The sequence below is a fragment of the Haliea sp. genome, from assembly GCF_040221975.1.
In the GTDB taxonomy this organism is placed as follows: domain Bacteria; phylum Pseudomonadota; class Gammaproteobacteria; order Pseudomonadales; family Halieaceae; genus Haliea.
Genome location: NZ_JAVJWR010000031.1, coordinates 296,864 through 322,762 on the forward strand (window position 1 = coordinate 296,864; position 25,899 = coordinate 322,762).

Here is a 25,899-nt window from a genome sequence, read left to right on the forward strand (position 1 = left end):
GGACTCACACCAGGAACTCCGCGGTCGCCTGCCACAGCAGGCGCAGGGCCAGCAGCGTCAGCAACAGGTTCAGCCCCACGGCGAAGCGGCGGTCACTGATATATCGCAACAGATGAATCCCGCTCCAGGTACCCACCAGCCCGGCGCTGATCATTACCGCGATAAAGACCAGCCAATCCAGAAAGACAAAGCCCGCAAAGCCGAATACCAGCGCCTTGGGCGCGTGCTGCAGCGTCATCGCCGCAGAAAAAGTCGCTACAGTGGCAAAACGGTCGCGCTGGACCTGTTTGACGAATGCCGCGACCAGGGGCCCGGTGGCGCCAACGAACATGCTGGCAAAGCTCGTCAGCGCCGCCGCAACAAAGGTCCCGGGAGCCCCCAGAGCCATGCGTGGCAAGCGCGGCCCCCAGCAAAGATACAAGACAAAGCAGGCGATGGTGGACTGCCAGAGCCACATGGGCAACTCCACCAGCAGCCACGCCCCAAGCAGCGCACCTGCGACGACTCCCGGCGCAAAGAACGCTATCAGGCGCCAGTCGATGTGGCGCCAGGTGAGCAGCACCCTGCCGCCATTGGAGCCAAGCTGGATAATGCCGTGAACCGGGATGAGCGCCGCTGGCGGCAACCACAGCGCCATCAACAACAGCAGTAACACGCCCCCACCCGCGCCGAGACTGGCGGTAATCATTGAGGAGAGTACCGAACAGGCGACCAGCAGCAGGGCCACTGTCGGCTCCAGAGCGGGTGGCAACAGAGACTCCAGCGGGATCATATGCTAGACAACCGCGGCCGGAGGCCAGGCCAGCTGTGAGTGCAGATATAGACGTGCTAGCATTGATACATGATACCTCGTCTGCTACTCGCGTTGTTACTGGTTCTGCCTGCCGGCCTGTCGGCCGGGCAGCATCAGCGCTGTGAGCCGACGCCCGCTGCAAAAGCCGTTGCCGGCGATTCCGCACAGCATCATGCAGGTGCCCAGAGTCATCATGCCGACCATGTCGACAGCAGCGATTCGCCCGCGATATTCGTGCCGGCAGGAGACTGCGGCAGCTGCGACCTTGCCTGCAAGGTGACCTGTGCCGCGATTGCCCTGCCTCTGACCGCGCAACAGGCCGCTGAGTCCCCACCACCCGCTACCCTGGTCCCCGGCAGCGTCGTTGCCAGCCTGCTCAATCCACACCCATTGCCACTGCTCAGACCACCCGCTCACGCTCCAGCCTGATTTTCCTGACATCCCCGGCACATAGCCGGAGACTACTCTCTAAGCTGGAGAACCAACAGATGAAACACGCAAGCTGCGCCCGCCGAATAGTGCTGGCGCTGGTACTGGCGACCCTGGCAGCGTGCGCCAGCCAGCCACCGGACCATGGAGCAGAGCGGGCACGGGAGGCGCTACTGGCCCGCGGGCTGGATGCCAGTGTCACCCGGAAGCAGTTCCGGGGCGAGCTGACGCGACCACAGGCGGTCCAGGCAGCCATCCTGTTCCACCCTTCCGTCAGGGCCGAGTATGCCCGCCTCGATATCGCTGCCGCCGATGTCGTGCGCGCCAGTGAACTGCTCAATCCGAGCCTGTCCCTGAGTTGGCTTGATGTCAGCGGTGGCAGCAACAAGCTGACGCTGGGTCTGGCCCAGAGTCTGGCGGGTGCGATGCTGCGACCCGCACGCGAGCGGATAGCCGCGGCCGATTACGAGCTCGCGGTATTGTCACTGGCCGAGACCCTGCAGGAGCTGGCTCTGGACACCGAGTCAGCCTGGTTCGCGGCGGTTGCCGCGGAGCAGGGGTTGCAGGTGCAGGCCCGCGCTTCCGACACTGCCCTGTGGGCCGACGAACTGGGCACTCGCTTCGATGCTGCCGGCAACATCACACCCCTGCAGCGCGCTGAACTCGCGCGCGGCGCCGCTGAGGCTCGCCTCGAGTTGCTGGACGCCGAGCGCCAGCGGGACCGGGCTCGAATCCTGCTTGCGCAACAACTGGCGCTGCCCCATGAGGACTGGACGGTACCTGCCTCGTTGCCACTGCCTGCGGCAGAAGATCCCGATCCGGACCAGCTAATCACACACGTTCTGGATACCCATCCCGCGCTGCAAAGACTGGCCTGGGAACAACGGCGATTGTTGAGCGTGGGTGACAACACCAGAGGGGAGAGCTGGCTGGACGGCGCGGAAGTGGGCGTGGAGCATGAGCGCTCTGGCGACGAGCGGGAAACAGGACCCGAACTCACGATCCGTTTGCCTCTTTGGCACCGCAACGCAGGCACCCGTTTGGCGCTGGCCGCTGAATTGGAGCTGCTGGCAGCACGGGAGGCGACCCTGCGCGACCAGTTGCCGCGGCAATTGCGCCTGCATCTGGAAGCGCTGTCCCGGATCAGAGCCGCGGTAGAGATCAGGGAGAACGCGCTCCTGCCAGCGTTGGCGCAGGAGGTCGCAGCCCGCCAGGACCGGGTCAATTTCATGCTCGATGGCGTATTCAACCTCCTCGCCAGCAAACAGGCCGAACTCAACGCCTGGCGCGACCATGTCACCACGCTCGGGGAATACTGGCAACAGCGGGTAGAACTCGCGCGCGCAGCGGGACGCGCTGCCACACCGGCGGGCGCTGGCCTGCTGGATGTGTCGGCTGTGGCGCCGCCGCAGCCTGGCAGTCCGGTCCCTGGGCGACATGAACAGCACCAGCACCACGGGAGACACCACTGATGAAGCGCAGAGACTTCCTTCTGGCCAGCGGCAGCGTATTGCCGGCACTGGCCATCACCCGGGCAATGGCCGAGAGCGGCCACGTGCACCACAACCAGGGCGAGCCCTCAGCGAGCGTCCGCGACCCGCAGGGCTACAGGCCCGTGCACACTCCGAACGGCTGGACGCTACCGCATCGCCTGGTCGACGGGGTCAAGGAATTCCACCTCGTGGCAGAAGAAATCGAGCACGAGTTCGCCCCGGGTTCCAGGGCGAAGTGCTGGGGCTATAATGGCACCAGCCCGGGGCCGACCCTGGAGGCCGTGGAAGGGGACCGGGTCAGGATTTATGTCAGCAACCGGCTGCCCGAGCACACCAGTATCCACTGGCATGGGTTGATCCTGCCATCCGGCATGGACGGCGTCTCCGGCCTGACCCAGCCCGCCATCCAGCCGGGTGAAACCTTCGTCTACGAATTCACCCTGCAGCAGCACGGGACCCACATGTACCACCCCCACGCGGATGAAATGGTGCAACTGGCCATGGGCATGATGGGGCTGTTCATTATTCATCCCAAAGACGGTGAGCCCGAACCCATAGCTCGCGACTACGCCATCCTGTTGCACAACTGGGCGATGCATCCCGGCACCTCCCGGCCGGACCCGGCGGTCATGGTGGAGTTTGACCTCTGGACCATGAATTCAAAGGTGTTCCCGGCCATAGACACGCTGGTGGCAGCCAGCGGCGAAAGGGTGCGTATCCGGCTGGGCAACCTCTCCATGTGGAACCACCCGATCCACCTGCACGGCGTGCAATTCCAGGTGACTGGCAGCGACGGCGGGCGCTGGCCCCGGGAGCAGTGGCGCAGCGAGGTGACGGAAATCATCGGCGTCGGCCAGATGCGCGATATCGAGTTTGTCGGGGTGCCTGGTGACTGGGCCTTCCACTGCCACATGTCGCATCACACCATGAACCCCATGGGCCACGATCTGCCCAACACCCTGGGCGTGAACCAGGATGGGGTAGAGGAGAAGATACGCACGCTGTTACCGGGCTATATGGCGATGGGCAAGCACGGCATGGGCGAACACCAGGACCATACCGACAGCGGGCACATGACCGGACCGCCAAATACCCTGCCGATGATGATGGGCAAGGGGCCGTTCGGGAATATTGAAATGGGCGGCATGTTCACTGTGGTGAAGGTCCGGGACGGCCTGGCCGCAGGGGACTTCCGGGACCCCGGCTGGTATCGGCACCCGGAGGGCGAAGTTGCCCGCCGCGTCAGCGCCGATCCGGACTACGGTCAACCGGCACGACGGGGTAAACTGGCGGGTCCGAAGAGCGAGACCTTGCCGGTCCCCAAACGGCAGGGCCACCAGCACTGATACAGGAACCAATGGACATACCAGACTACTCACAGTTGCTCGGCCAGTTCAGCAGTCTGGGGATTGCTCTCGGTATTGGCCTGTTGGTGGGAAGCGAACGCGGCTGGCACCATCGGGGCCACTCTGAAGGCGGCCGCGTCGCGGGCATCCGCACCTTTACCCTGCTGGCGCTACTGGGCGCGGTGGTCGCGGTGGTCTCCACGGCGCTGGTCCCGCAGCAGGCGGCGCTGATCTGTGCGCTGGTATTCATTCCCCTGGGACTGCTGTTGGCCGCGGGCTATGTACAGGAGTCCCGCCGCGACGGGGATGTGAGTATCACCACGGCCGTTGCGGCAATGGCGACCTACTGGCTGGGAGCCATGCCGGCGTTTGAGCTGGCATTGCCGGCGGCGGCGAGCGCTGTGCTGTTGGCGCTGCTGCTGCACCTGAAGGAGACATTGCACCACTGGGTACAAGTGCTGGATCGCCAGGAGCTGACGGGTACCCTCCAGTTTCTGGTGGTCTCCGTGGTCGTGCTGCCGCTACTGCCAGACCAGGATTTCGGACCCTGGGGCGCCATCAACCCCTGGCGCCTGTGGTGGATGGTGGTACTGATCTCGGGCCTGTCGTTGCTGGGTTACTTTGCGATGCGCCTGGTCGGCCCCAGGCGCGGGATTCTGGTCACTTCGCTGGCAGGGGGGCTCGCCTCCTCAACGGCGGTGACCGTCAGCCTGTCACGCCTGCACCAGCACGACAGCCAGACCAGGGCACTCACGGCGGGCATACTGGTCGCCTGCAGCACCATGTTCAGCCGGGTGCTGGTGGTTATTTTTGTCCTCAAGCGCGACCTGTTGTTGCCTGCCTTGCTGCCTCTCGGCAGCGGCATGCTGATGCTGCTGGGCATGGCCCTGTGGCATTTGCGACATCCGCAGAAGGGCGAGGTCAGGCAACCGACCGTCAGCAACCCGTTTCAACTGCTGCCGGCACTGCAGTTCGGTGTTTTGCTCGCGGTGGTCATGGTGGCGGTTGAGGGACTGCTGGCGTGGTTTGGCGAACAGGGGCTCTACCTGCTGTCGATCGTGACCGGAGTCGCCGATGTCGACCCGATAGTGCTGTCGCTGGCACCGAAGGCAGACGCACAGCTGTCTAGCGGGCTGGTACTGATGTGTATCTGCCTGGCGGCGGCAAGCAATACCGTGATGAAAGGGGTTTACTGCCGCATCCTGGGCGGGGCGAAGCTCGGTAACCGGGTGTTGTTGCCAACAATTGCCTGTGCGGTGCTGGTCATCGCTCTGGCGGCGGCAGTCACAACCCTGGGCTGAGCAAATCGCCGCGTTGGCCGAGGGTGATTTCTCCGCCGACGATAACCCGGCAGCAGACTCCGCCGCGCCAATCCGGGTCCAGTGCGGCCCGCAGCCCGGGCCGAGCCTGATCCATGCGCTCACAGGGATCGGTTTCGCGGGTAATCTGCAGCACCAGGTCGCCGATACGCAAACTACTTCCCACGTGCGCTGGCGTAAACTCAAGGCCGCTGACAAGCAGGTTCGCCCGGCGTGTCATCCACGGCAACGCTTCGCCCAACTCGGCACAGGCCCGGGCCCAGCTCTCACTGCTCAGCACGGTCACCTGGCGCCGGCCAGGCTTGCCGCGGAAGTCCCCCTCGACGCCGCGCTCTGGCGTCACCAGGGCGCGGTCGCAGGCCACCATCGGCGCCCTGGAGCGGGCACGAATGGCTATACCACAAAGTTCTATCATCTGCATCAGCTCCCGGTCGCCAGTCATCGTTGCAGAGCGGCTATTAAAGCCCAGTCGCGCACCTTTTACCAAGTGTCCCGGTTTCGCTGCAGCCACCACGTCCCAGGCTGCCAGCGCGAGTTGTTCCCGACGGGCCTGCTTGCCACAAGTTCGGCGCCCCGCCTCAAGCCGGCGCCAGAAACGGTAATGGAAGAAAAAAGCCGCGGTCCCGCCTGTCCAGACGCTGCCGAGCCCCTGACCGGCGGAAACCACCTGTGGAGTTGTCTGACCTCGTTACAGCGGCCGCTATCGCCTATTTTGAGACATTAGCCATCACAAATTTCAGGCAAGAAAAAAGCCCACCGAAGTGGGCTTGTATCAGAAGTACTGCTTACGCTTTCTTGCGCCTTGACCAACCAAGGCCGGCGAGACCTAGGCCGAACAGGGCTAAAGTCGCAGGCACTGGAACTGGATCAGGATCGGGCCTAGATTGACCAACCCTGAACTCAAAACCTTGTGTCATCGTTTGAAAATCGCTGGAGGTCCCGATGGTGGTTCCAGTAAATACACCTACAGCAAAATTCGTTATCGACACATTCATCACTAAATCGCCAATCCATGAGAGTTCACTGCCCGTAGCGAACCCGATGGGGGTGGGGCTAACCCTAATACCGATTCTACCTGTTTCAACGCAAATATCGCTTAAGCTCCTCGAAATACCGTTTGATGTTCCTGAAAATGTCCCTGAAACGGCGCTTATGCACGAGGCACCTACAATCGTGTTGAAGCCGGTAGTGTTGTTTTCATCAAACCAATATCCATTTCTCGTACTAGAGTTGCCTGAGAGAATGGTATCGGAACCCGAAAACTGCCACCTTGTTTGACTACTGCCAGCATCGGTAATGTCGAGAATTAAAGCCGCAAACGTCGTTCCGGAAAACGCAGTAAGTGCGACGAAAAGAAACAAAAATCTAAATTTTGTATTCATGCCTGTACCCGTCCACCATTTTATGTAATTGCGTGACTCAGTATCGGCATAAATCGAGCCAAAAAGTAAATAATCTTTTAAAATCAGATATATGTACATAGAGTCCTCTATCTTGATTTCAAATGTTTGTCGGCATGTAAAATAACCTGACACTTGTTATGCCTATAATTTATAAGACAAAATCCCTTATATAGCCACTTCACATAAAACGATTAACCAAAAGTGCAGCTTTATTAAAGCCCTAAATAGCGCCTGAATAGTGAAAGCGAACAAAATCGATCCAGAAGGTTCAGATGTGGTTATATGGAAGGCATAAGTGGCTTTTCCATGTGAAAAATTTTCTGACACCTGCCATGTCGCTTATGAGGTGGAAGCGGCCAGATCCGCTATCGCCTGTCTGCAGTCGTTACATTTAGGTGAGCTAGAAGGCCCGCTATCGAAGTGCAGCGCTGACGGAGAGTGAGCTATATACCGCGGTGCCATGATTTAGGTCCAGTGTGAAATGAGTGTGGACCTAAAACATTAAGCGGAACACCTTAGGTCCATACTATTAGTTATTTTTTCACAAGCTGCCCTTTCTCACAGCTGAATCTCAACTTTACGAGCTGATCCAGCTCGGCTGAACGTGAAACTGATCAGAAAAGTGGCGTGGCTCAAACGTCCAGGTTGGCAACCGACAGCGCGTTCTCTTCGATAAACTCGCGTCGGGGCTCTACGTGGTCACCCATCAGGGTGGTGAATATCAGGTCAGCCGCCATGCCGTCCTCCACGGTAACCTGCAGCATGCGACGAGCCTCCGGGTCCATGGTGGTTTCCCACAGTTGATCCGGGTTCATTTCCCCGAGGCCCTTGTAGCGCTGAATGTTGTAGCCCTTGCGGGCCTCGCTCATCAGCCAGCTGAGCCCTTCTTCAAAACTGCGGGTGACGAGGGTCTTGTCGCCGCGCTGGAAGTACCCGTCCTCGTCGATCAGGGTATTGAGGGTTTGCCCCAGGGCCACCATGCTGCGGTATTCGCCTGAAGAGAAGAACTCGTGGCGGTATTCCTTCTCGGTCTCCACACCGTGTGCCATGAGCTTGACCACCGGGTAGTGGCTCTGGCGCTCATGATCCTTGCGCACGGTCACCGTATACTCGGCACCTTTGGGCGCCACAGCTAGTAAGCGCTCACTTAGCTGCTTTGCGAAGGCGATGACAGCGGCTTCATCCTGCATCTCTTCCGGCATCAGGGTGCCACCGTACACCAGCTGCCAGAGTACCGGCGGAGCGTACAGGCGACCCAACCGTTCGATGGTGGCCGCCACCTTGCGGAAGCGGGCAACCAGCTCCTCGAGTCCCGCGCCGGTCACGGGCGGCGCCTCCGGGTTGACGATAATCGCCGCACCCTCCAGCGCGCCCTGGGTGAGATAGCTGTTCAGCGCTTCGTCGTCCTTGAGGTACTGGCTCTGCTTGCCGCGGGAAATCTTGTAGAGTGGCGGCTGGGCAATGAATATATGACCACGGTCGATCAGCTCCCGCATCTGGCGGAAAAAGAAGGTCAGCAGCAGAGTGCGAATATGAGAACCGTCGACATCTGCGTCAGTCATGATAATGATGCTGTGGTAACGCAACTTGTCGGCATTGAACTCGTCCTTGCCGATCCCGCAGCCCAGCGCGGTGACAATGGTTCCGACTTCCGCTGAACCCAGCATCTTGTCAAACCGCGCCTTCTCGACGTTGAGGATCTTGCCTTTCAGCGGCAGGATTGCCTGGAACTTCCTGTTCCGCCCCTGCTTCGCCGAGCCACCCGCAGAGTCACCCTCCACCAGGTAGAGTTCCGACAGGGCAGGGTCTTTTTCCTGGCAGTCAGCCAGCTTTCCTGGCAAACCGGCGATATCCAGTGCGCCCTTGCGCCGGGTCATGTCCCGAGCCTTGCGGGCCGCCTCGCGAGCGCGGGCGGCATCCAGCATCTTGCCAACAATGGCCTTGGCCTCACCCGGGTTTTCCAGCAGGTAGTCATTGAAGCGGGCATTCATGGCCTGCTCCACCGCGGTTTTGACCTCCGATGACACCAGCTTGTCCTTGGTCTGGGAAGAAAACTTGGGGTCCGGCACTTTGACCGAGATAATTCCGGTCAGGCCTTCCCTGGCGTCATCGCCTGTGGTCGACACCTTGGCCTTCTTGGCCAGACCTTCGCGTTCAATATAGCCGTTCAGGCTGCGGGTGAGGGCAGCGCGGAAGCCTGCGAGGTGGGTACCACCGTCCCGCTGCGGGATATTGTTGGTGTAGCAGTAGATATTCTCTGCAAAGGTATCATTCCACTGCAGGGCGATTTCCACGCCAATGCCGTCTTCTGTATCCAACTGGAAGTGGAAAGGTTTGTTGACCGTAGCCTTGTTGTGGTTCAAATAGTCGACGAAAGCCCGCAAACCACCCTCATACTGGTAATTCTCCTCGCGACCCGAGCGTTCGTCCTTGAGGTGTATATTGACCCCGGAATTGAGAAATGCCAACTCCCGCACCCGCTTTGCCAGCTGGTCAAAGTGAAACTCAATATTGGTAAAGGTCTCGGGGGAAGGCCGGAACCGGATAGCTGTGCCAGAACCGTCGGTTTCGCCGATGATGGCCAGCGGAGCTTGCGGCACACCATGGATATAGACCTGTTCATAGCGCTTGCCTTCCCGGCGGATAGTGAGTGTCAACTCCTCGGAGAGGGCGTTCACCACTGAAACACCAACGCCGTGCAGGCCACCTGAGACCTTATAGGAGTTGTCGTCGAATTTACCACCGGCGTGCAGCACCGTCATGATGACCTCGGCGGCGGATACTCCTTCCTCATGCATTTCGGTGGGCACACCGCGGCCATCATCACTGACCGTCACCGACTCATCAGGATGGATAATGATATCGATCCTGGTGCAGTGGCCAGCTAAAGCCTCGTCGATGGAGTTGTCAACAAGTTCAAACACCATGTGGTGCAGGCCTGTACCGTCATCGGTGTCGCCGATATACATGCCCGGTCGCTTGCGAACCGCATCCAGGCCCTTGAGGACCTTGATACTGGAGGAATCGTAACTGTGCTCATTCTCGTTCATCAAAAATTCTCACATCAGCTTTCAGGTGGTATAACCCTTTGTTGGCGGCTTTTCTACGGGAGCGGCAATTAACCCGTTCATAAGTCCTGGTGTTCTCGAGTCGCAATCTCGGCACCCCCAACCTCAATCTCGGGAATCGCCGCCGAGTGCACACCGCCATGTTCCACGTGGAACATGGCGGGAGCCACGCCGGCTGGCCACAGCCCCTCAAGATCCGACTTCGCGACGCAAGTAATAAACACCTGCGCCTGCAATTCTTCCAGCGCTTCACAGACCAGCGCACAATGACGTGCGTCAAGTTCCGCAGGCAGGTCATCGACCAGGTACACACACGCTGATACATCCTCGCGGATGAGAGACATCAGCTGGCCCTGGGCCAGCTTGAGCCCACAGACCACGAGTTTCTGCTGGCCGCGAGACAGTGTCTCTGCGGCAGAATACCCTTTGGCAGTGACCTTGATGTCTGCGCGCTGCGGTCCAATATGGGTGTAACCCTGCTCAATATCCGCTTGGGCCCCGACCTCGAGTGCCTCTCTGTAACTCAGCGACTTCTCCCAGCCCTTTCGGTATCTCAACTCCAACCCACCCAGTGAGGGGGCCAGGCGCTCCATAATGGCCCGGAAACTCGGGGCCAGCGCTTCAAAATACCGGAGCCGGAACTCATGGATCCGTTCACCGCTGGCGGCCAGGTCACGAGTCCATACCGACAACTCCGAAGGGACAAGTTTACCATGCCGGAGTAGCTTGTTGCGCTGTTTCAGACAACGCTGAAATCTCTGCCACTCCGCGAAGAAGCGTTGTTCCACGTGGAACACACCCCAATTGAGAAATTGTCGACGCGCTGATGGGGCTCCGGTAAGCAAGTCAAAGCTGGCAGCGTTGATAACCTGTAGAGGTAAATGCTCGAGCAGCTCTGCAACGGACCGCACGGCCTGGCCCCTGAGTTTGATCTGTACCTCGCCCGACAGGGAACGCTGAACCGCGACAGGAACCCGACCTCGGTTCCCGGAGGGCGTGGTCGCCCCATATACCGTACAGTCCTGTTTGCCATGCGTGATCAGGGAGCGAGTGGCGCCCTGGCGAAAACTGCGGGCCATCCCCAGCATGTGAACCGCCTCCAACACACTGGTCTTGCCACTGCCATTGGCGCCAAAAAAAATGTTAATGCGCGCCAGATCCTGCAGCGTTATCTGCTCCAGGTTCCGGATATGGTGGATCTGGAGTTGGGTTAACAAAACACCCCGTCAGAGCCGCATTGGCATGACGACATACAGAGAATCGCCATCGTCTGACTCTTCCAGCAGCGCGCTGCTGTTTGGGTCGGACATGGAAAGCTTGACCTTCTCTCCACTGAGCACACCCAGGACATCCAGCAGATAGCTGACATTGAAGCCAATCTCCACTGTATCGCCCTGGTACTCGACAGAAACCTGTTCCTCTGCCTGCTCCTGCTCGGGGTTGTTGGCAACGATCTCGATAACGTCCGGCGCCAGCTTCAACCGAACGCCGCGGTATTTTTCGTTGGACAGGATAGCGGTGCGGGTAAATGCCTGCCGCAGGTCCAGCCGCGAGCCGATAATAACCTTGTCTGCCGCGCGCGGCAGGACACGCTCATAATCGGGGAACTTGCCGTCCACCAGCTTGGATGTGAAGGTGAAGTCGGTGGTCGTTGCGCGCAGGTGATTGGTCCCGAGAACAACGGCAATATCCTCGGCTTCATCCAGCAACAGGCGGGAGAGTTCCAGAACACCCTTCCGCGGCAAGATTACCTGGATGTCCTCCTCGACAGGAATCGGTTCGGAAAGTGTGCACATCGCCAGCCTGTGGCCATCCGTCGCAACCACGCGCAGTCGGCCACCCTTGACCTCCAGCAACATGCCATTGAGGTAATAGCGAACATCCTGCTGCGCCATGGCAAACCCGGTGCGCTCGATCAGGCGCTTGAGCTGGCCCTGCTTGATCGTGAACCGGTGCGTGCCTGCCCCTTCTTCCACGCTGGGAAAATCGCGGGCGGGCAGCGTGGACAGGGTGAAGCGACTGCGGCCAGAGCGCACCGTAACCTTGCTCTCTTCAACGGTGAAGGCGATATCGCTGCCTTCCGGTAGCGACTTGCAGATGTCTACCAGTTTGCGCGCCGGTACCGTCACCTCGCCCGGGGTGGTCGCCGGCTCCGCAAGCTTGACCCGCCCCACCAGCTCTACCTCAAGGTCAGTACCCGAGAGGGAGAGCTGGTCTCCCTCCAAAACCAAAAGTACATTGGACAGGATTGGCAGCGTCTGGCGCCGCTCTACCACCCCCGCCACCAGGTTGAGCGGCCTCAGCAATGCATCCCGTGAAATCGAGAACTTCATAGATCCAGGTTCCTTCCATACGCGCCTACGTCGTCAGCGAGCGCAGCAAATTTTTGTAGTCTTCCCGAATATCGGAATTGGTTTCGCGAAGCTCCTTTATTTTACGGCATGCATGCAACACTGTCGTGTGGTCTCTGCCACCAAAGCTGTCCCCAATTTCCGGCAAACTATGGTTGGTCAACTCCTTGGCCAAAGCCATGGCGACCTGACGAGGCCGGGCGACCGAGCGGCTGCGTCGGCGCGACATCAGATCCGCCACCTTGATCTTGTAGTATTCCGCCACTGTCCGCTGGATATTATCAAGGCTGACCTGCTTGTCCTGCAGGGCCAGCAGATCCTTGAGGCTCTCCTTGATCAGCTCTACATCCACTGGTTTCCCTGTGAAGTGAGCACTCGCTATCACCCTCTTGAGCGCACCTTCCAGCTCTCGGACGTTGGACCGAATCCGTTGCGCAATAAAAAAGGCCGCATCCGGCGGCAGGTCAATCCTCGCCTGGCCGGCCTTGTTCATCAGAATCGCCACCCGGGTCTCGAGTTCCGGAGGCTCCACCGCGACCGTCAGGCCCCAGCCAAACCGGGATTTCAAGCGCTCTTCGAGGCCATCGATTTCCTTCGGATACCGGTCGCAGGTGAGGATCATTTGCTGCCCGCCCTCAAGCAAGGCATTAAACGTGTGGAAAAATTCTTCCTGCGAGCGATCTTTCTTCGCGAAAAACTGGATATCGTCGATCAGCAGAGCGTCTACTGAGCGGTAATAGCGCTTGAAATCACTGATGGCATTGAGCTGCAATGCCTTGACCATGTCGGCCACGAATCGCTCCGAATGCAGGTAAACCACCTTGGCTTCCGGATTCTGCTGCTTCAACGCATTGCCGACAGCATGCATGAGGTGGGTCTTGCCAAGGCCCACGCCGCCGTAGAGAAACAGGGGATTGTAGGACTCACCCGGATTCTCGGCGACCTGCCGCGCAGCCGCCAATGCCAACTGGTTCGACTTGCCCTCCACGAAATTGTCGAATGTGTAGTGATCTACCAGATGGTGTTGTTGCCCCGGCTCGTCCGCAGCCCTGGACCGCTGCTGCAGTGCTTCGCGACCCGCTGCGGAACCGGCAAAGCGTTCACGATTGGGCATGACCGAAGGCACGGCCTGCACCGGAGCGGCTGGCCGCAACTCGGCAATGTTGCTGCCGCTTACCGCGTAGCCCGAGACCGCGGGCGCCATTGACGCTGTGTAGCCCTGAGAGACCGAACGCTGGCGACTTTGACTGCTCACTTCGGCACCCTGCACAGTGCCGATTTCCAGCACCAGGTTCAGCGAGGCGCCGCTGTCAAGCTCCCGCAGCAACTGGTGGATACGTGGCGCAAACTTGTCGTTGACGAAATCCTTGATAAAGCGGTTGGGGGCAAACAATGTGAGCTGCTGTCCACTCTGGCTCGCCTGCAGCGGACGAATCCAGGTGTTGAATTGCTGCGAGGGCAATTCATCCTGAAGCCTGCTCACGCATTGCTGCCATACTACATCAGGCAAAACCTTCCCCTTGGGACCCTCGATAACTCTGGCCCTGCTTGCAAAACGATTTGTTGACCCGCGAACATTGTATCCTGTTAGCAACCCGGTTTTCTGCTGGCCGGTGCGCTGATCATACTCCCCTTGCGGCGAGTTATCCACACCTCTGGCGAATTTAATACAAGATGTTTTATCTTTTTAATTCAATAGGTTGGAACATTTTTGAACGTTTTCTAACCACCCAAACAGAAAATATACGGCGGTTTGTTTTTCTGTGTATAACCTGTTTATATCTTTTGGGGAACATGTGTGTTGATGGTCACAACCCGCACCACTGCTGGCTTTTGACCCGCGCTCGCCAGCCCCCCCGCGAGGGTCCCCGATGCGGTCCCCGGTCCCGCCCCGGAAAGGCAAATAAAGAGCCGCGCACGCATTGAATTACGCCCGGCGTTTCTCTAGAATACCCAACCTTTTTTGCAGTCTTACTTTTCCGCCCACGCGAGCATCATGGAGCGAAGAGAAGTCTCTGCCTTCTATTTATTACCCACTATTGGATTCAAGTCATGAAAAGAACCTTCCAGCCCAGCGTCATCAAGCGCAAGCGCACCCACGGTTTTCGCTCGCGGATGGCTACCAAGAACGGCCGTCTGGTCCTGAGCCGCCGGCGGGCAAAGGGTCGCAAGCGCCTCGCCGCCTGATGAGCTGTTTGCTGCGTGGGCGCCATCGCTGACCGCGACAGGACTTCCGCCTCCTTTGGCAAGTCCAGGCGCCTGCTCACAGCAAGCCAGTACCGGGCAGTGTTCGATGATGCCGCCGTCAAGGTATCGCACCGAAACCTGCTGCTGCTGGCGCGGATCACTGACCATCCGCAATCCCGGCTGGGCCTGGTCATTGCCAAGAAAAACGTGCGCAAGGCCGTACAACGCAACCGGATCAAGCGCGTTGCCCGCGAATTGTTCCGGCAGCTGCCCCCGGCAGACCCACCGCTGGACGTTGTCCTGCTGGCTCGTCGGGGTCTGGACGGACTAGACAACACCGCGCTGTTCGCAGCCCTGGGGGAACAATGGCAGAAGCTGGCCCGCAATGCTGCCAGAACCCCGCAAACGCGAGGCAACTGATGCGCAAGCTCCTCATCTCCATCATCTCTCTGTATCGCTACACCGTAAGTCCCTTCCTCGGGGACAATTGCCGTTTCTACCCCAGCTGCTCCCACTATGCCCAGGATGCCATTGCCCTGCACGGGATCCTCAAGGGCAGCTACCTGACACTGCGTCGCATCGGCAAGTGCCATCCATGGCACGAAGGTGGAGTCGACCCGGTACCACCCTGCAAACACACTCACTGACAAAGCTGACCACCTATTATGGATTTGCAACGTACTTTGTTGATCGGCGCCTTCGCCCTGCTGTCATTCATGCTGTTGACCGAATGGGTGGCTTTCAAGGACGAAAAAACCACAGCGTCCCAGCCGACCGCTACGCGGTTGCTGAATGGCGCCGATGGCAGTGTTACTGCGCCGGTACCTGAACTGCCCGCGCTCGACAGTCCGGCAGTTGCCGCCGTCGACAACGAGGACCTGCCCAAGGCACCGCAATCTGCAGACGAAGAACCGATTGCCAGTCCCGGTTCGACAGACACCCCGGACCAGCGCATTGTCCTGGTTCGCACGGATGTACTGGAGCTGGCCATTGATCTCGTTGGCGGCGACATCATCGAACTGGCGTTGCCCGAGCATTTGGAAGACATCGACCAACCGGACCAGCCTTTTGTCCTGCTGGAGCAAAATGACCGCCGCACCTACGTTGCCCAGAGCGGCCTGATAGGACCCGACGGGATCGACAGTGATGCCAGAGCCCGCTTCACCGCCAGCAAACAACACTATGAACTCACCCCGGGGCAAGACACCTTGGTTGTCGACCTCCACTGGCAGGGATCGAACGGTATCGATGTCAGCAAACGTTTCACGCTGCGCCGCGGTGATTACCTGATGGACGTCAGCTACATCATCGAAAACCAGAGTAGCGAGCGCTGGCAGGGCAACCTGTTCGGGCAAATCAAACGCGACAGCAGCAAGGACCCCACTGCGGATTCCAGCGGCATGGGCCTGCAACCGTTTCTCGGCGCCGCCATCACCCAGCCCGACGAGCGCTTCACCAAGTTCAGTTTCAAGGACATGCGCGAAGACCCCTTCCGCAAGCAATTGCCGGGCGGGTGGATTGCCATGATCCAGCACTATTTCCTCAGTGCCTGGATACCGAATCCCGAGCAGAGCCACACCTACAGTACCCGGGTCACCTCCAGCGGCTTCAACATCGCCGGCTTTACCAGCCCCGCCCTGGTCCTGGACCCGGGCCAACAGGGCTCCGTGGGGGCCAGTTTCTACGCCGGGCCGAAGGACCAGTATCGGCTGCAGGAGATATCGCCCTATCTGGAACTCAGTGTCGACTACGGCTGGCTGTGGTGGATTGCACAGCCGTTGTTCTGGTTGCTGACCAAAATCCAGAGCCTGGTGGGAAATTGGGGTGTAGCCATTATTGCGCTCACGGTGCTGATCAAAACCGCTTTCTTCAAGCTGTCCGCCACCAGTTACCGGTCCATGGCCAATATGCGCAGGGTGGCGCCGAAAATGCAGGATATCCGCGAGCAGCATGCGGATGACAAAACCAAGCAGTCCCAGGCCATGATGGAGCTGTACAAAAAGGAAAAGATCAACCCGATGGGCGGCTGCCTGCCCATTCTCGTGCAAATGCCCGTGTTCATCGCCTTGTACTGGGTGCTGATGGAGAGTGTGGAGCTGCGCCATGCACCGTTTGCGCTCTGGATCGATGATCTCTCGGTCATGGACCCCTACTTCGTGCTGCCATTGTTGATGGGGGCCAGCATGTGGTTCATGCAAAAACTCAACCCGCCACCACCGGATCCGATGCAGGCCAAGATCATGCAATGGCTGCCTGTCATCTTTACCTTCTTTTTCCTCTGGTTCCCGGCAGGGCTGGTGCTGTACTGGGTGGTCAACAACCTGCTGTCGATGGCCCAGCAGTACCTGATCACGAAACAGATCGAGAAGGGGGCCGCCAAGCCCGGAGCCTGACACCGCGGTATGCCGCCAACCCGGGCCAGCCTATACTGGCACCATGATTTCTACACTCGGCATGGATGACGATACCATCGCTGCCGTCGCGACCGCCCCCGGCCGCGGCGGCATTGGCATCATTCGCTTGTCCGGTTCCGCTGCCAGATCCATTGCCGAAGGCATTGCCAGCACCACACTGCGGCCCCGACACGCCCACTTCTGTACCTTTCGCGACGCTGCAGGTGACGCTCTCGATACCGGCATCAGCCTGTACTTTCCCGGCCCTCGCTCCTTCACCGGAGAAGATGTGGTGGAACTCCAGGGCCACGGCGGACCTGTCATTTTGGACCTCCTGCTTCGCGCTTGCCTTGCGGCGGGTGCCCGCCAGGCCCGACCTGGGGAGTTCTCCGAGCGGGCCTATCTCAACGACAAGCTGGATCTGACCCAGGCCGAAGCCATAGCCGACCTCATCAACAGCACCACGGAACAGGCAGCACGCAATGCGCACCGCTCGCTACAGGGCGAATTCTCGCGTCTGGTGAATGAGCTGGTAGAGGAGGTGACCAGGCTGCGAATCTATGTCGAAGCTGCCATCGACTTCCCTGAAGAGGAAATTGATTTCCTCGCCGATGGCCGAGTTGCTGGCGAACTGCAGGTATTGATCCAGCGGTTGCAGGGCGTCCTCGACAGTGCCCGCCAGGGCAGCCTTTTGCGGGAAGGTATGAAAGTGGTGATTGCGGGGCGGCCCAATGCCGGTAAATCAAGTCTGCTGAATGCCCTGGCCGGACAGGATACCGCCATAGTCACACCGGTTGCCGGCACTACCCGCGACGTACTGAGGGAGTATATCCAGCTCGACGGCATGCCCCTGCACATTGTCGACACCGCGGGCCTGCGCGACAGCAACGACGCCGTCGAACAGGAGGGAATACGCCGTGCCCAGGCCGAAATTGCCAGCGCGGACCGGGTTTTACTGGTGCTGGACATGACGCATGAGGATTTGCAGGCAGCTCCGTCCGAGCTGTGGCCAACAGAAGCAGGTAGCCTGCCAGGGACCATCCCTGTCACCGTCATTCACAACAAGTGTGACCTGGCGGCGCTGCCACCAGCTCTGCAGCAAGTGGGTAAGGACACAGTAATCCGGCTGTCCGCAAAACAGGGACACGGCCTTGATCTGCTGCGACAACACCTCAAGGACAGCATGGGCTACCACGAAGGCGATAGCGGCACCTTCAGCGCCAGGCGCCGTCACCTGCAGGCACTGCAGCAGGCAGCCGATTTTCTGGCGAATGGCCGGCTCCAGCTTGAAGAAGCCGGAGCTGGAGAATTACTGGCGGAAGATCTCAGGGCCTGTCACGAAGCGCTGGGAGCAATCACCGGAAAAATCAGCAGCGATGAACTGCTCGGTGAAATTTTTTCCAGTTTCTGCATCGGTAAATAGCCAAACTCACTGATCACACCCTGCACACAGGTTGCCCGCTGCAGCCGCACCGCTTATCCCCAATCCACTGTGCACAAGCCCACATCTGCATAACACTGTGGATAGCCGTGTGTGCAGCACTCCGTTGACAATGGGATAACTCAGCCATCGGGGCGAGCGGGCGCAGTATCCTGGAATTCCCTCCCCAGCCCGCACACCGTTTGCGGGCGTCAGGAACAGGGCTTTTCAGCAGGGTTGTGCCATCCACAAGATATTGATTTTGTTGATTAAAATACGGATACTCACAGAACTCCGCAAGCCCATTAGTAATAACATTAATTATATATCTCTCTATACAAGAAATAAGTAATACCTGACTGCAAGACCTGCCTGGAACGGGATGCAGATAATCCACCGACAGGCAGTCAAATGCCGGAACAAATTTTGAACAAGTGCCATTGCGGCCGTATAATCCGCCACCCGGTCGACTCTACCCGGGGCCAAGCAGAGGCGGGCAGGCGTGGAATACCAGCAAAAATATGATGTGATCGTTATCGGCGGTGGCCACGCCGGGACCGAGGCATGCCTGGCCGCCGCGCGCATGGGCTGCCGCACCCTGCTCCTGACCCACAGTGTCGATACCCTGGGCCAGATGTCCTGTAACCCCGCCATTGGCGGTATTGGCAAAAGCCACCTGGTGCGAGAAGTGGATGCGCTTGGCGGCGCCATGGCTCGCGCCACTGACCGTGCCGGTATCCAGTTTCGCGTCCTCAATGCGCGCAAAGGTCCCGCGGTCAGGGCCACTCGCGCCCAGGCGGATCGGGTTCTGTATCGCAACGCCATCCGCGAAATACTGGAATCCGAGCCCAACCTGTCCATTTTCCAGCAGCCGGTGGACGACCTGCTGATCAAAAATGGCCGCGTAGCCGGTGCGATTACCCAGATGGGCCTGGTATTTCGGGCACCGACGGTGGTCTTGACTACAGGTACTTTCCTCGGTGGCAAGATTCACATTGGCCTCGAGAACAGCGCCGGAGGCCGCGCCGGGGATCCTCCCTCGATAGCCCTGGCCCAGAGACTGCGGCAGTTGCCACTGCGGGTGGAACGGTTGAAAACCGGCACCCCGCCGCGCATCGACGCGCGCAGCGTCGATTTCAGCCAGCTGCAGGAACAGTGGGGCGACCACGATGCGCCGTCGATGTCGTTCCTCGGCAGCCCTGAACAGCGCCCGCAACAGCGCTGCTGCTGGATTACCCATACCAACGCTGCCACCCACGATATTATCCGCGGCGGCCTGGACCGGTCGCCCATGTATTCGGGGGTGATCGAAGGTATCGGGCCGCGCTACTGCCCAAGTATCGAAGACAAGATTCACCGCTTCGCCGACAAGACTTCGCACCAGATATTCGTGGAGCCGGAGGGGCTTACCACCAGCGAGCTGTACCCGAATGGCATTTCCACCAGCCTGCCGTTCGATGTCCAGTACGCTCTGGTGCGCTCCATCCGCGGGTTCGAGAGTGCCCACATTACCCGCCCCGGGTACGCCATCGAGTACGATTTCTTCGACCCTCGCGACCTGGACTACTCGCTGCAGACCCGCGCCGTGCCCGGCCTCTACTTCGCTGGCCAGATCAATGGCACCACGGGTTACGAGGAAGCGGCGGCACAGGGCTTGCTTGCGGGCCTGAACGCCGCGCTGGCGGTGCGGGGCAGTGAGCCCTGGTGCCCGCGCAGGGATGAGGCCTATATCGGTGTGCTCGTGGACGATCTCATCACCATGGGTACCCGCGAGCCCTATCGCATGTTTACCTCGCGCGCTGAATACCGGCTACTGCTGCGGGAAGACAATGCCGACCTGCGCCTGACCACCAAAGGCCGGGAACTGGGGCTGGTGGACGCTGCGCGCTGGGAGCGCTTTGCCCGCAAACGCGATGCGATTGAACAGGAAACCCGCCGCCTGGCCAGCACCTGGGTGCACCCGTCGACCCCGGAAGCCGCGGCCCTGGAACCAAAGCTCAATGCCCCGCTCACGCGGGAGTATTCGCTGGCCGATCTGCTGAAACGCCCGGGAATCAATTATGGCGACATCGCCGGGCTGAAGGGCGAGGCCCTGGCTGACCCGCAGGCGGCCGAACAGGTCGAGATCCAGGCCAAGTATGCGGGCTATATCGACCGCCAGCAGGAGGAGGTCGCGCGCCTGCGCCGGCATGAAAACACGGTGTTGCCCGCTTCCCTGGATTACGCTGCGGTCGATGGGCTGTCCCACGAAGTGCGGCAGAAACTGAGCGAGGCCCGTCCCGATACCCTTGCCCGAGCGGGGCGTATCCCCGGTGTTACCCCGGCCGCGGTGTCACTGTTGCTGATCTACCTGAAAAAGCGCGGTGCACTGGACCGCGCAACCGACCGCAAATCTGCCTGATTTGGACGCTGAACTAGACACTCTGCTGTCCCGGGGAACCACTGCACTCGGTCTCGCTGTCAGTTCACAGCAGCAGGCACAATTGCTGGCCTACCTGGCCCTGTTGTGCAAGTGGAACCAGGCTTACAACCTGACGGCGGTCCGCGACCCCGCCGCCATGGTTACCCGCCATCTGCTCGACAGCCTGGCGGTAGCGCCCTGGCTGCATGGCTCTTTTTGCATCGATGTCGGCACCGGTGCCGGACTGCCCGGGGTCCCGCTGGCGATCATGTTTCCGGAACGGGAGTTTCACCTGCTTGACAGCAATGGCAAGAAAACCCGGTTTCTGTTTCAGGTGAAAACCGGGCTGGCACTGCCCAATATCACCATTCATCAGACTCGGGTAGAGGCTTTCAGGCCAGTGCGGCGTTTCGATGTGGTGCTGTCCCGGGCGTTTGCCTCGCTGGCGGACATGGTCGCCGCCACCCGGCATCTGCTGCAGCCGCAAGGCGTACTCCTTGCCATGAAAGGCGCTTGCCCCGATGACGAGATTGCAGCCCTGGCGGGGGACTACCGGGTGCAGGGCGTGCACCCGTTGTCGGTACCCGGGCTGGATGAACAACGCCATCTGGTGGAGCTTTCCCTCGCCGCCACTGATATCCTCAACCCGCACTAGCTGATCAACCGGGGAAAGTGTTTTGGCCAGAATTCTTGCAATTGCAAACCAGAAAGGTGGGGTCGGTAAAACCACCAGCTGTGTGAACCTCGCCGCATCCCTTGCGGCCATGAAAAAACGCGTGTTGCTGGTGGATCTCGACCCCCAGGGCAACGCTACCATGGGCAGCGGGGTGGACAAGCATGCGGTTGAACGCAGTGTCTACGATGTGCTGGTGCACCGGGCGCCGGCACACCTGATCACCCAGCGCGTTCCGGAAGGGGAGTTCGATGTGCTCCCAGCCAACAGCGATCTCACCGCGGCGGAAGTCGAGCTGATTGGACTCGAGCATCGGGAGCGGCGTCTCGAGGTGGCCCTGCGGGAACTCGGTGACCGCTACGACTACATTCTGATTGATTGCCCCCCATCCCTGAACATGCTCACCCTGAACGCCCTGGTAGCGGCAGACGGCGTGCTGATAGCGATGCAGTGCGAGTACTTTGCCCTGGAGGGCCTGTCCGCCCTCATCAGTACCATCCGGCGGATCGGCGAGTCCGTGAACCGGGAGCTGCAGATCGAGGGAATCCTGCGCACCATGTATGATCCCCGCAACAGTCTCACCAATGAGGTTTCCACCCAGTTGCACCGGCACTTTGGCGACGCTGTCTATCGCACGGTCATCCCGCGCAATGTGCGTTTGGCCGAAGCTCCGAGCCACGGGCTCCCGGCGATGTACTATGATCGCTATTCCCGGGGCGCCAAGGCCTACATGGCACTCGCCGGTGAAATTATCCGTCGCGAAGAAAAACGCCAGTACGTTCCTGCCAGCGAGCTGGCAGTTGATCAGGAGAGAGGGTGATGTCGGCAAGAAAAAAAGGCCTGGGCCGTGGCCTGGATGCGCTGCTGGGAGCAGGTGAATCCAGCCGGACACCAGGCGCTGTGCCGGAAGGCTCTGCTGAACAGCAGATACTGAAAGAAATCCCTGTCGACCTCGTCCAGCGCGGCAAGTACCAGCCGCGGCGCGATATCGATCCGGAGTCCCTGCAGGAGCTGGCCGAGAGCATTCGTGCCCAGGGCATCATGCAACCCATCGTGGTGCGGCCGATTTCCGACCGCAAGTACGAGATCATTGCCGGCGAGCGCCGCTGGCGCGCCGCTCAACTCGCCGGGCTGGACCAGGTGCCGGCGGTTATCCGCGACGTCAGTGACGAGTCGGCGATCGCGATGGCCCTGATTGAAAACATCCAGCGGGAAGATCTCAACCCCATCGAGGAGGCGGTATCCCTGCAGCGCCTGCAGCAGGAGTTTGAACTGACCCAGCAGGAAGTCGCCGACGCAGTGGGCAAGTCGCGGTCAACCATCGCCAACCTGCTGCGGTTGATGTCGCTGCAGGACGACGTGCGCCTGCTGTTGGAGCGCGGGGACCTGGAGATGGGCCACGCCCGGGCGCTGCTTGCCCTGGACGGCATGCAGCAGTCGCAGGCGGCGCGCACGGTGGTCGGCAAGGGCATGTCGGTACGGCAGACGGAAGCCCTGGTACGCAATCTGCAGGAGCGGCAGGAAGCCTCCGCCCCGGCGCCGGCGCAGCTGGATCCGAATATCCGCCAGCTGCAGGACGATCTGTCGCGGAAACTGGGCGCCAGGGTCCAGATCCAGCACACAGCCAAAGGCAAGGGCAAGCTGGTGCTGAGCTACAACAGTCTGGATGAACTGGACGGCATCCTCGGCCATATTAAATAGTGTCGGTTGGTGGTTACCACAGCATCTAGTGGTCTGCTGTAAAACGACTACCAGATACTGTGAAAAATCCCGCCCAGTGCTCCAAAATTGGTGAATATGTCGCAATCTTGCCGGCAACTACAGCGAAATTTCGACAGTGGTTACCCCCGGCTGTGGTTGAACCTGTTCGGTAATACTCCTATAATGCCGCCGCCCAAAACGAGGAACTGTCGCGTGGCGAATGGCGAGAGGCCCGGCCTGTGGTTCGCGAGAAAGTGAACACGATACCGGTCCCCCCGATCCACCGCGTAACCCTGGCTCAACTGGCCACGCTTGTTCCCCTATGCCTGTTGGTGTGGCTGGCCCTGGACCAGACGATGGCATTGTCGGTCCTGTGTGGAGGGGCTGTGGCGGTGACGCCGCAGGCGTGGTTTGCCGCAAGACTGTTTCGCTCAAGGGGAGCGCAGTCGGCGCCGGAATTGGCGCGTTCGGCACTGGGTGGAGCAATCGGGAAGTTCCTCTTGAGCGTGGCGGGGTTCGCCGCGGTGTTCGCCCTGCTGAGACCGATAGCCCCGGTCGCCGTGTTTGGCGGGTACATCGCCATGTTGGCGGTACAAATGACAGGAAGCTGGCTGCTGTTGAAAACGTAGCTCGCAGAAACGAACCGTAACAAGAGTTGTGATCGATGGCAGGCGAAACCCAGACCGTTTCAGATTACATTGTCCACCACCTGACCAACCTGACCTATGGCAAGTTGCCGGAAGGGTACGAACGCTATGACGGCTCCGTTATCGGCGACGGCGGCGCCTGGGTGATGGCGCACGGCGGTGCCGAAGCCGCCGCCATGGGCTTTACCGCGATTCACGTCGACTCCATGGCCTGGTCCATCGGCCTTGGCATCGTTTTCAGCTGGATGTTCTACAGTGTCGCCAGAAAGGCTTCCTCCGGCGTCCCCAGCGGCTTCGTCAATGCAATTGAAATGATCGTCCAGTTTGTCGACAACACAGTCCGCGACACCTTTCATGGCCGCAATCCGCTGATTGCACCCCTGTCGCTGACCATCTTCGTCTGGATTTTCCTGATGAACCTGATGGATCTGGTGCCGGTGGACATCGTGCCCGAGCTGATGATGCTGCTCGGAGTCGAATACCACAAGATAGTCCCCTCGACGGATCCCAACATCACATTTGGCATGTCCATAGGCGTGCTGATCCTGATCCTGTATTACTCGATCAAGGTCAAGGGCTTCGGGTTTGCCAAAGAGCTGGCGCTCAACCCCTTCAACCATCCGCTTTTCATCCCCGTGAACCTGTTCATGGAGATTGTGGGCCTGCTGGCCAAGCCTTTTTCCCTTGCACTGCGTCTGTTCGGCAACATGTACGCCGGCGAGATGATCTTTATCCTGATTGCTGCCCTGTTCAGTGCCGGTCTGGCCTGGATGGTGCCTGCCGGCTTCCTGCAGATTGGTTGGGCGATTTTCCATATTCTGGTAATCACCCTGCAGGCTTTTATCTTCATGGTGCTGACGATCGTGTATCTCAGCATGGCCCACGAAGACCACTGATTCACTTTAACTTTGCTCATTAACGCTAGGAGAAAATCATGGAATTAGTTCTTATTGCTGCCGCAATTATGATCAGCCTCGGTGGTCTGGGCGCCGCGATTGGCATCGGCATGCTGGGCGGCAAGCTCATCGAAGGCTCTGCCCGCCAGCCCGAACTGGCCCCCAAGCTGCAGGTGACCTTCTTTCTGGGCGCTGGCCTGGTAGACGCGATTCCGATCATCGGCGTTGGTCTGGCCATGTACCTGATCTTCGTTGTTGCACCCGGTATGGCCTGAGCAAGCCCTGCAACACCATCGTGAGCGGGGCCGCCGTACTGGCCGCCCCTTCATATCTGTGAGGAGTACGGCGTGAACATCAACCTTACGCTTATCGGACAGGTAATCGCCTTCTTTGGCTTCGTGTGGTTCTGCATGAAGTTTGTCTGGCCGCCGATTATCGCGGCCATGCATGAGCGCGAAAAGAAAATTGCAGACGGCCTGGCTGCAGCCGACCGCGCCAGTCATGATCTCGAGCTGGCGCAGGAAAAGGCCCTCGAGCGCCTGAAGGAAGCGAAGCATGAAGCCTCCGGCATCGTCGATTCCGCCAACAAGCGTGCCAACCAGATCGTCGATGAAGCCAAGGCCGCGGCCATGGTCGAGGCGGAACGGGTGAAAGCTTCGGCGCGAGCGGAGATCGAGCAGGAAACCAACCGGGCTCGGGAAACCCTGCGGTCACAGGTTGCGGCCCTGTCCCTGGCCGGCGCCGAGAAGGTGCTGGGTGCCACGATCGACCACGATGCACACGCTGACCTGGTCAACAAACTGGCTGCAGAGCTCTGATGGTGAGGACCTTATGGCGGAACTGACCACACTGGCTCGCCCCTATGCCAGGGCGGCCTTCGAATATGCCCGCGACAGCAAGACCCTGGGCGATTGGCATGCACAGCTGCAGACTGCTGCCGCTGTGGCGTCTGACAGTCGAGTGCAGGCGCTGCTGCGGGATCCCTCCAGGAGCGGGGAGGAGCTGGCCAGCATACTGGCAGATGTGTGTGGCGATGTTATCGGCGAATCGGTCCGCAACTTCCTGGCAGTGCTGGCTGAAAACAACCGCCTGAGCCTGTTGCCCCAGATTGCAGTGCTGTTTGCCGGTTACAAGGCCAACTTCGAGAAATCGGTGGATGTGGAAGTGGTGTCCGCCTTTGAACTCGAGGATGCAATGACCCAGAAGCTGGCGGCTGCACTGGGCAAGCGCCTGGAACGGGAAGTGAACGTGCACAACACGACCGACGCAAGCCTGTTGGGTGGTGTGTTAATAAGAGCCGGCGATCTGGTGATCGATGGTTCCGTGCGTGGTCGGCTGAACAAGCTGGCGACGGCGATGAATTCGTAGGATTGAGGAAC

Annotated in this window: 25 protein-coding genes; 17 read left to right on the forward strand and 8 right to left on the reverse strand. The window is 59.8% G+C overall.

Going from position 1 to position 25,899, the window contains the following annotated elements; translation table 11 throughout:
- Positions 1–4: 4 nt before the first annotated feature.
- Together RLO07_RS14300 and RLO07_RS14305 are read right to left on the reverse strand one after the other, a co-directional pair.
- Positions 5–751 (reverse strand): TSUP family transporter, encoded by a 747-nt coding sequence (locus RLO07_RS14300; RefSeq protein ID WP_462292809.1) that lies wholly within the window; start codon positions 749–751, stop codon positions 5–7.
- A gap of 117 nt (positions 752–868) precedes the next feature.
- The gene (locus RLO07_RS14305) at positions 869–1,210 is read right to left on the reverse strand and encodes a hypothetical protein (protein WP_462292810.1); all 342 of its coding nucleotides are present in this window, start codon (positions 1,208–1,210) and stop codon (positions 869–871) included.
- Between the two features lie 71 nt (positions 1,211–1,281).
- Here RLO07_RS14305 and RLO07_RS14310 point away from each other — a divergent pair, with 71 nt between their 5' ends.
- Genes RLO07_RS14310 through RLO07_RS14320 form a run of 3 tightly spaced genes read left to right on the forward strand, consistent with a single transcriptional unit; the run spans position 1,282 to position 5,362 of the window.
- Complete coding sequence (locus RLO07_RS14310; RefSeq protein WP_462292811.1) at positions 1,282–2,694, forward strand: TolC family protein; 1,413 nt, start codon at positions 1,282–1,284, stop codon at positions 2,692–2,694.
- On the forward strand, positions 2,694–4,061 hold the full coding sequence (locus RLO07_RS14315) for a multicopper oxidase family protein (protein ID WP_462292812.1): 1,368 nt from the start codon (positions 2,694–2,696) through the stop codon (positions 4,059–4,061). Before RLO07_RS14310 ends, RLO07_RS14315 begins: the two co-directional genes overlap by 1 nt.
- Positions 4,062–4,072: 11 nt before the next feature.
- Positions 4,073–5,362: an MgtC/SapB family protein gene (locus RLO07_RS14320; protein ID WP_462292813.1), complete on the forward strand. Its 1,290-nt coding sequence runs from the start codon at positions 4,073–4,075 to the stop codon at positions 5,360–5,362.
- On the opposite strand, the gene RLO07_RS14325 is transcribed toward RLO07_RS14320, so the two are convergent.
- From RLO07_RS14325 to dnaA, 6 genes are all read right to left on the reverse strand, one after another.
- On the reverse strand, positions 5,346–5,795 hold the full coding sequence (locus tag RLO07_RS14325; protein ID WP_462292814.1) for an MOSC domain-containing protein: 450 nt from the start codon (positions 5,793–5,795) through the stop codon (positions 5,346–5,348). The two genes, RLO07_RS14320 and RLO07_RS14325, sit on opposite strands and share 17 nt — an antisense overlap.
- Positions 5,796–6,165: 370 nt before the next feature.
- On the reverse strand, positions 6,166–6,861 hold the full coding sequence (locus RLO07_RS14330; protein WP_462292815.1) for a PEP-CTERM sorting domain-containing protein: 696 nt from the start codon (positions 6,859–6,861) through the stop codon (positions 6,166–6,168).
- Between the two features lie 554 nt (positions 6,862–7,415).
- The gene (gene gyrB / locus RLO07_RS14335) at positions 7,416–9,833 is read right to left on the reverse strand and encodes a DNA topoisomerase (ATP-hydrolyzing) subunit B (RefSeq protein WP_462292816.1); all 2,418 of its coding nucleotides are present in this window, start codon (positions 9,831–9,833) and stop codon (positions 7,416–7,418) included.
- Between the two features lie 77 nt (positions 9,834–9,910).
- Positions 9,911–11,068 carry a DNA replication/repair protein RecF gene (gene recF, locus RLO07_RS14340; protein WP_462292817.1) on the reverse strand — a complete coding sequence of 386 codons (1,158 nt, stop codon included), beginning with the start codon at positions 11,066–11,068 and terminating at the stop codon, positions 9,911–9,913.
- Positions 11,069–11,077: 9 nt separating this feature from the next.
- Positions 11,078–12,184, reverse strand: coding sequence for a DNA polymerase III subunit beta (dnaN, locus tag RLO07_RS14345; protein WP_462292818.1), 1,107 nt, complete (start codon positions 12,182–12,184; stop codon positions 11,078–11,080).
- Positions 12,185–12,209: 25 nt separating this feature from the next.
- Positions 12,210–13,712 (reverse strand): chromosomal replication initiator protein DnaA, encoded by a 1,503-nt coding sequence (dnaA, locus tag RLO07_RS14350; RefSeq protein WP_462292879.1) that lies wholly within the window; start codon positions 13,710–13,712, stop codon positions 12,210–12,212.
- Between the two features lie 542 nt (positions 13,713–14,254).
- On the opposite strand from dnaA, the gene rpmH reads away from it, so the two are divergent.
- The 14 genes from rpmH (at position 14,255) to RLO07_RS14420 (ending at position 25,888) form a co-directional block, all read left to right on the forward strand.
- Positions 14,255–14,389, forward strand: coding sequence for a 50S ribosomal protein L34 (gene rpmH / locus RLO07_RS14355; RefSeq protein ID WP_462292819.1), 135 nt, complete (start codon positions 14,255–14,257; stop codon positions 14,387–14,389).
- Positions 14,390–14,404: 15 nt separating this feature from the next.
- Positions 14,405–14,809, forward strand: a complete 405-nt coding sequence (rnpA, locus tag RLO07_RS14360; protein ID WP_462292820.1) for a ribonuclease P protein component — start codon at positions 14,405–14,407, stop codon at positions 14,807–14,809.
- Positions 14,809–15,036 carry a membrane protein insertion efficiency factor YidD gene (gene yidD / locus RLO07_RS14365; protein WP_462292821.1) on the forward strand — a complete coding sequence of 76 codons (228 nt, stop codon included), beginning with the start codon at positions 14,809–14,811 and terminating at the stop codon, positions 15,034–15,036. The genes rnpA and yidD overlap by 1 nt, the downstream gene beginning before the upstream one ends.
- Before the next feature lie 18 nt (positions 15,037–15,054).
- The gene (gene yidC, locus RLO07_RS14370) at positions 15,055–16,782 is read left to right on the forward strand and encodes a membrane protein insertase YidC (RefSeq protein WP_462292822.1); all 1,728 of its coding nucleotides are present in this window, start codon (positions 15,055–15,057) and stop codon (positions 16,780–16,782) included.
- Between the two features lie 43 nt (positions 16,783–16,825).
- Positions 16,826–18,205 (forward strand): tRNA uridine-5-carboxymethylaminomethyl(34) synthesis GTPase MnmE, encoded by a 1,380-nt coding sequence (gene mnmE, locus RLO07_RS14375; protein ID WP_462292823.1) that lies wholly within the window; start codon positions 16,826–16,828, stop codon positions 18,203–18,205.
- A gap of 499 nt (positions 18,206–18,704) precedes the next feature.
- Positions 18,705–20,603: a tRNA uridine-5-carboxymethylaminomethyl(34) synthesis enzyme MnmG gene (mnmG, locus tag RLO07_RS14380; protein ID WP_462292824.1), complete on the forward strand. Its 1,899-nt coding sequence runs from the start codon at positions 18,705–18,707 to the stop codon at positions 20,601–20,603.
- Between the two features lies 1 nt (position 20,604).
- A complete protein-coding gene (gene rsmG, locus RLO07_RS14385) occupies positions 20,605–21,258 on the forward strand; it encodes a 16S rRNA (guanine(527)-N(7))-methyltransferase RsmG (RefSeq protein WP_462292825.1) in 654 nt (217 codons plus the stop codon).
- A gap of 22 nt (positions 21,259–21,280) precedes the next feature.
- On the forward strand, positions 21,281–22,096 hold the full coding sequence (locus RLO07_RS14390) for a ParA family protein (protein WP_462292826.1): 816 nt from the start codon (positions 21,281–21,283) through the stop codon (positions 22,094–22,096).
- Positions 22,096–22,977, forward strand: coding sequence for a ParB/RepB/Spo0J family partition protein (locus RLO07_RS14395; protein WP_462292827.1), 882 nt, complete (start codon positions 22,096–22,098; stop codon positions 22,975–22,977). Before RLO07_RS14390 ends, RLO07_RS14395 begins: the two co-directional genes overlap by 1 nt.
- Positions 22,978–23,216: 239 nt before the next feature.
- Positions 23,217–23,606 (forward strand): ATP synthase subunit I, encoded by a 390-nt coding sequence (locus tag RLO07_RS14400; RefSeq protein WP_462292828.1) that lies wholly within the window; start codon positions 23,217–23,219, stop codon positions 23,604–23,606.
- 35 nt (positions 23,607–23,641) lie between these two features.
- Positions 23,642–24,520: a F0F1 ATP synthase subunit A gene (gene atpB / locus RLO07_RS14405; protein ID WP_462292829.1), complete on the forward strand. Its 879-nt coding sequence runs from the start codon at positions 23,642–23,644 to the stop codon at positions 24,518–24,520.
- A 38-nt stretch (positions 24,521–24,558) separates the two neighbouring features.
- Positions 24,559–24,795: a F0F1 ATP synthase subunit C gene (atpE, locus tag RLO07_RS14410; RefSeq protein WP_027949997.1), complete on the forward strand. Its 237-nt coding sequence runs from the start codon at positions 24,559–24,561 to the stop codon at positions 24,793–24,795.
- Positions 24,796–24,867: 72 nt separating this feature from the next.
- On the forward strand, positions 24,868–25,338 hold the full coding sequence (locus tag RLO07_RS14415) for a F0F1 ATP synthase subunit B (RefSeq protein WP_462292830.1): 471 nt from the start codon (positions 24,868–24,870) through the stop codon (positions 25,336–25,338).
- A gap of 13 nt (positions 25,339–25,351) precedes the next feature.
- On the forward strand, positions 25,352–25,888 hold the full coding sequence (locus RLO07_RS14420; protein WP_462292831.1) for a F0F1 ATP synthase subunit delta: 537 nt from the start codon (positions 25,352–25,354) through the stop codon (positions 25,886–25,888).
- Positions 25,889–25,899 lie beyond the last annotated feature (11 nt).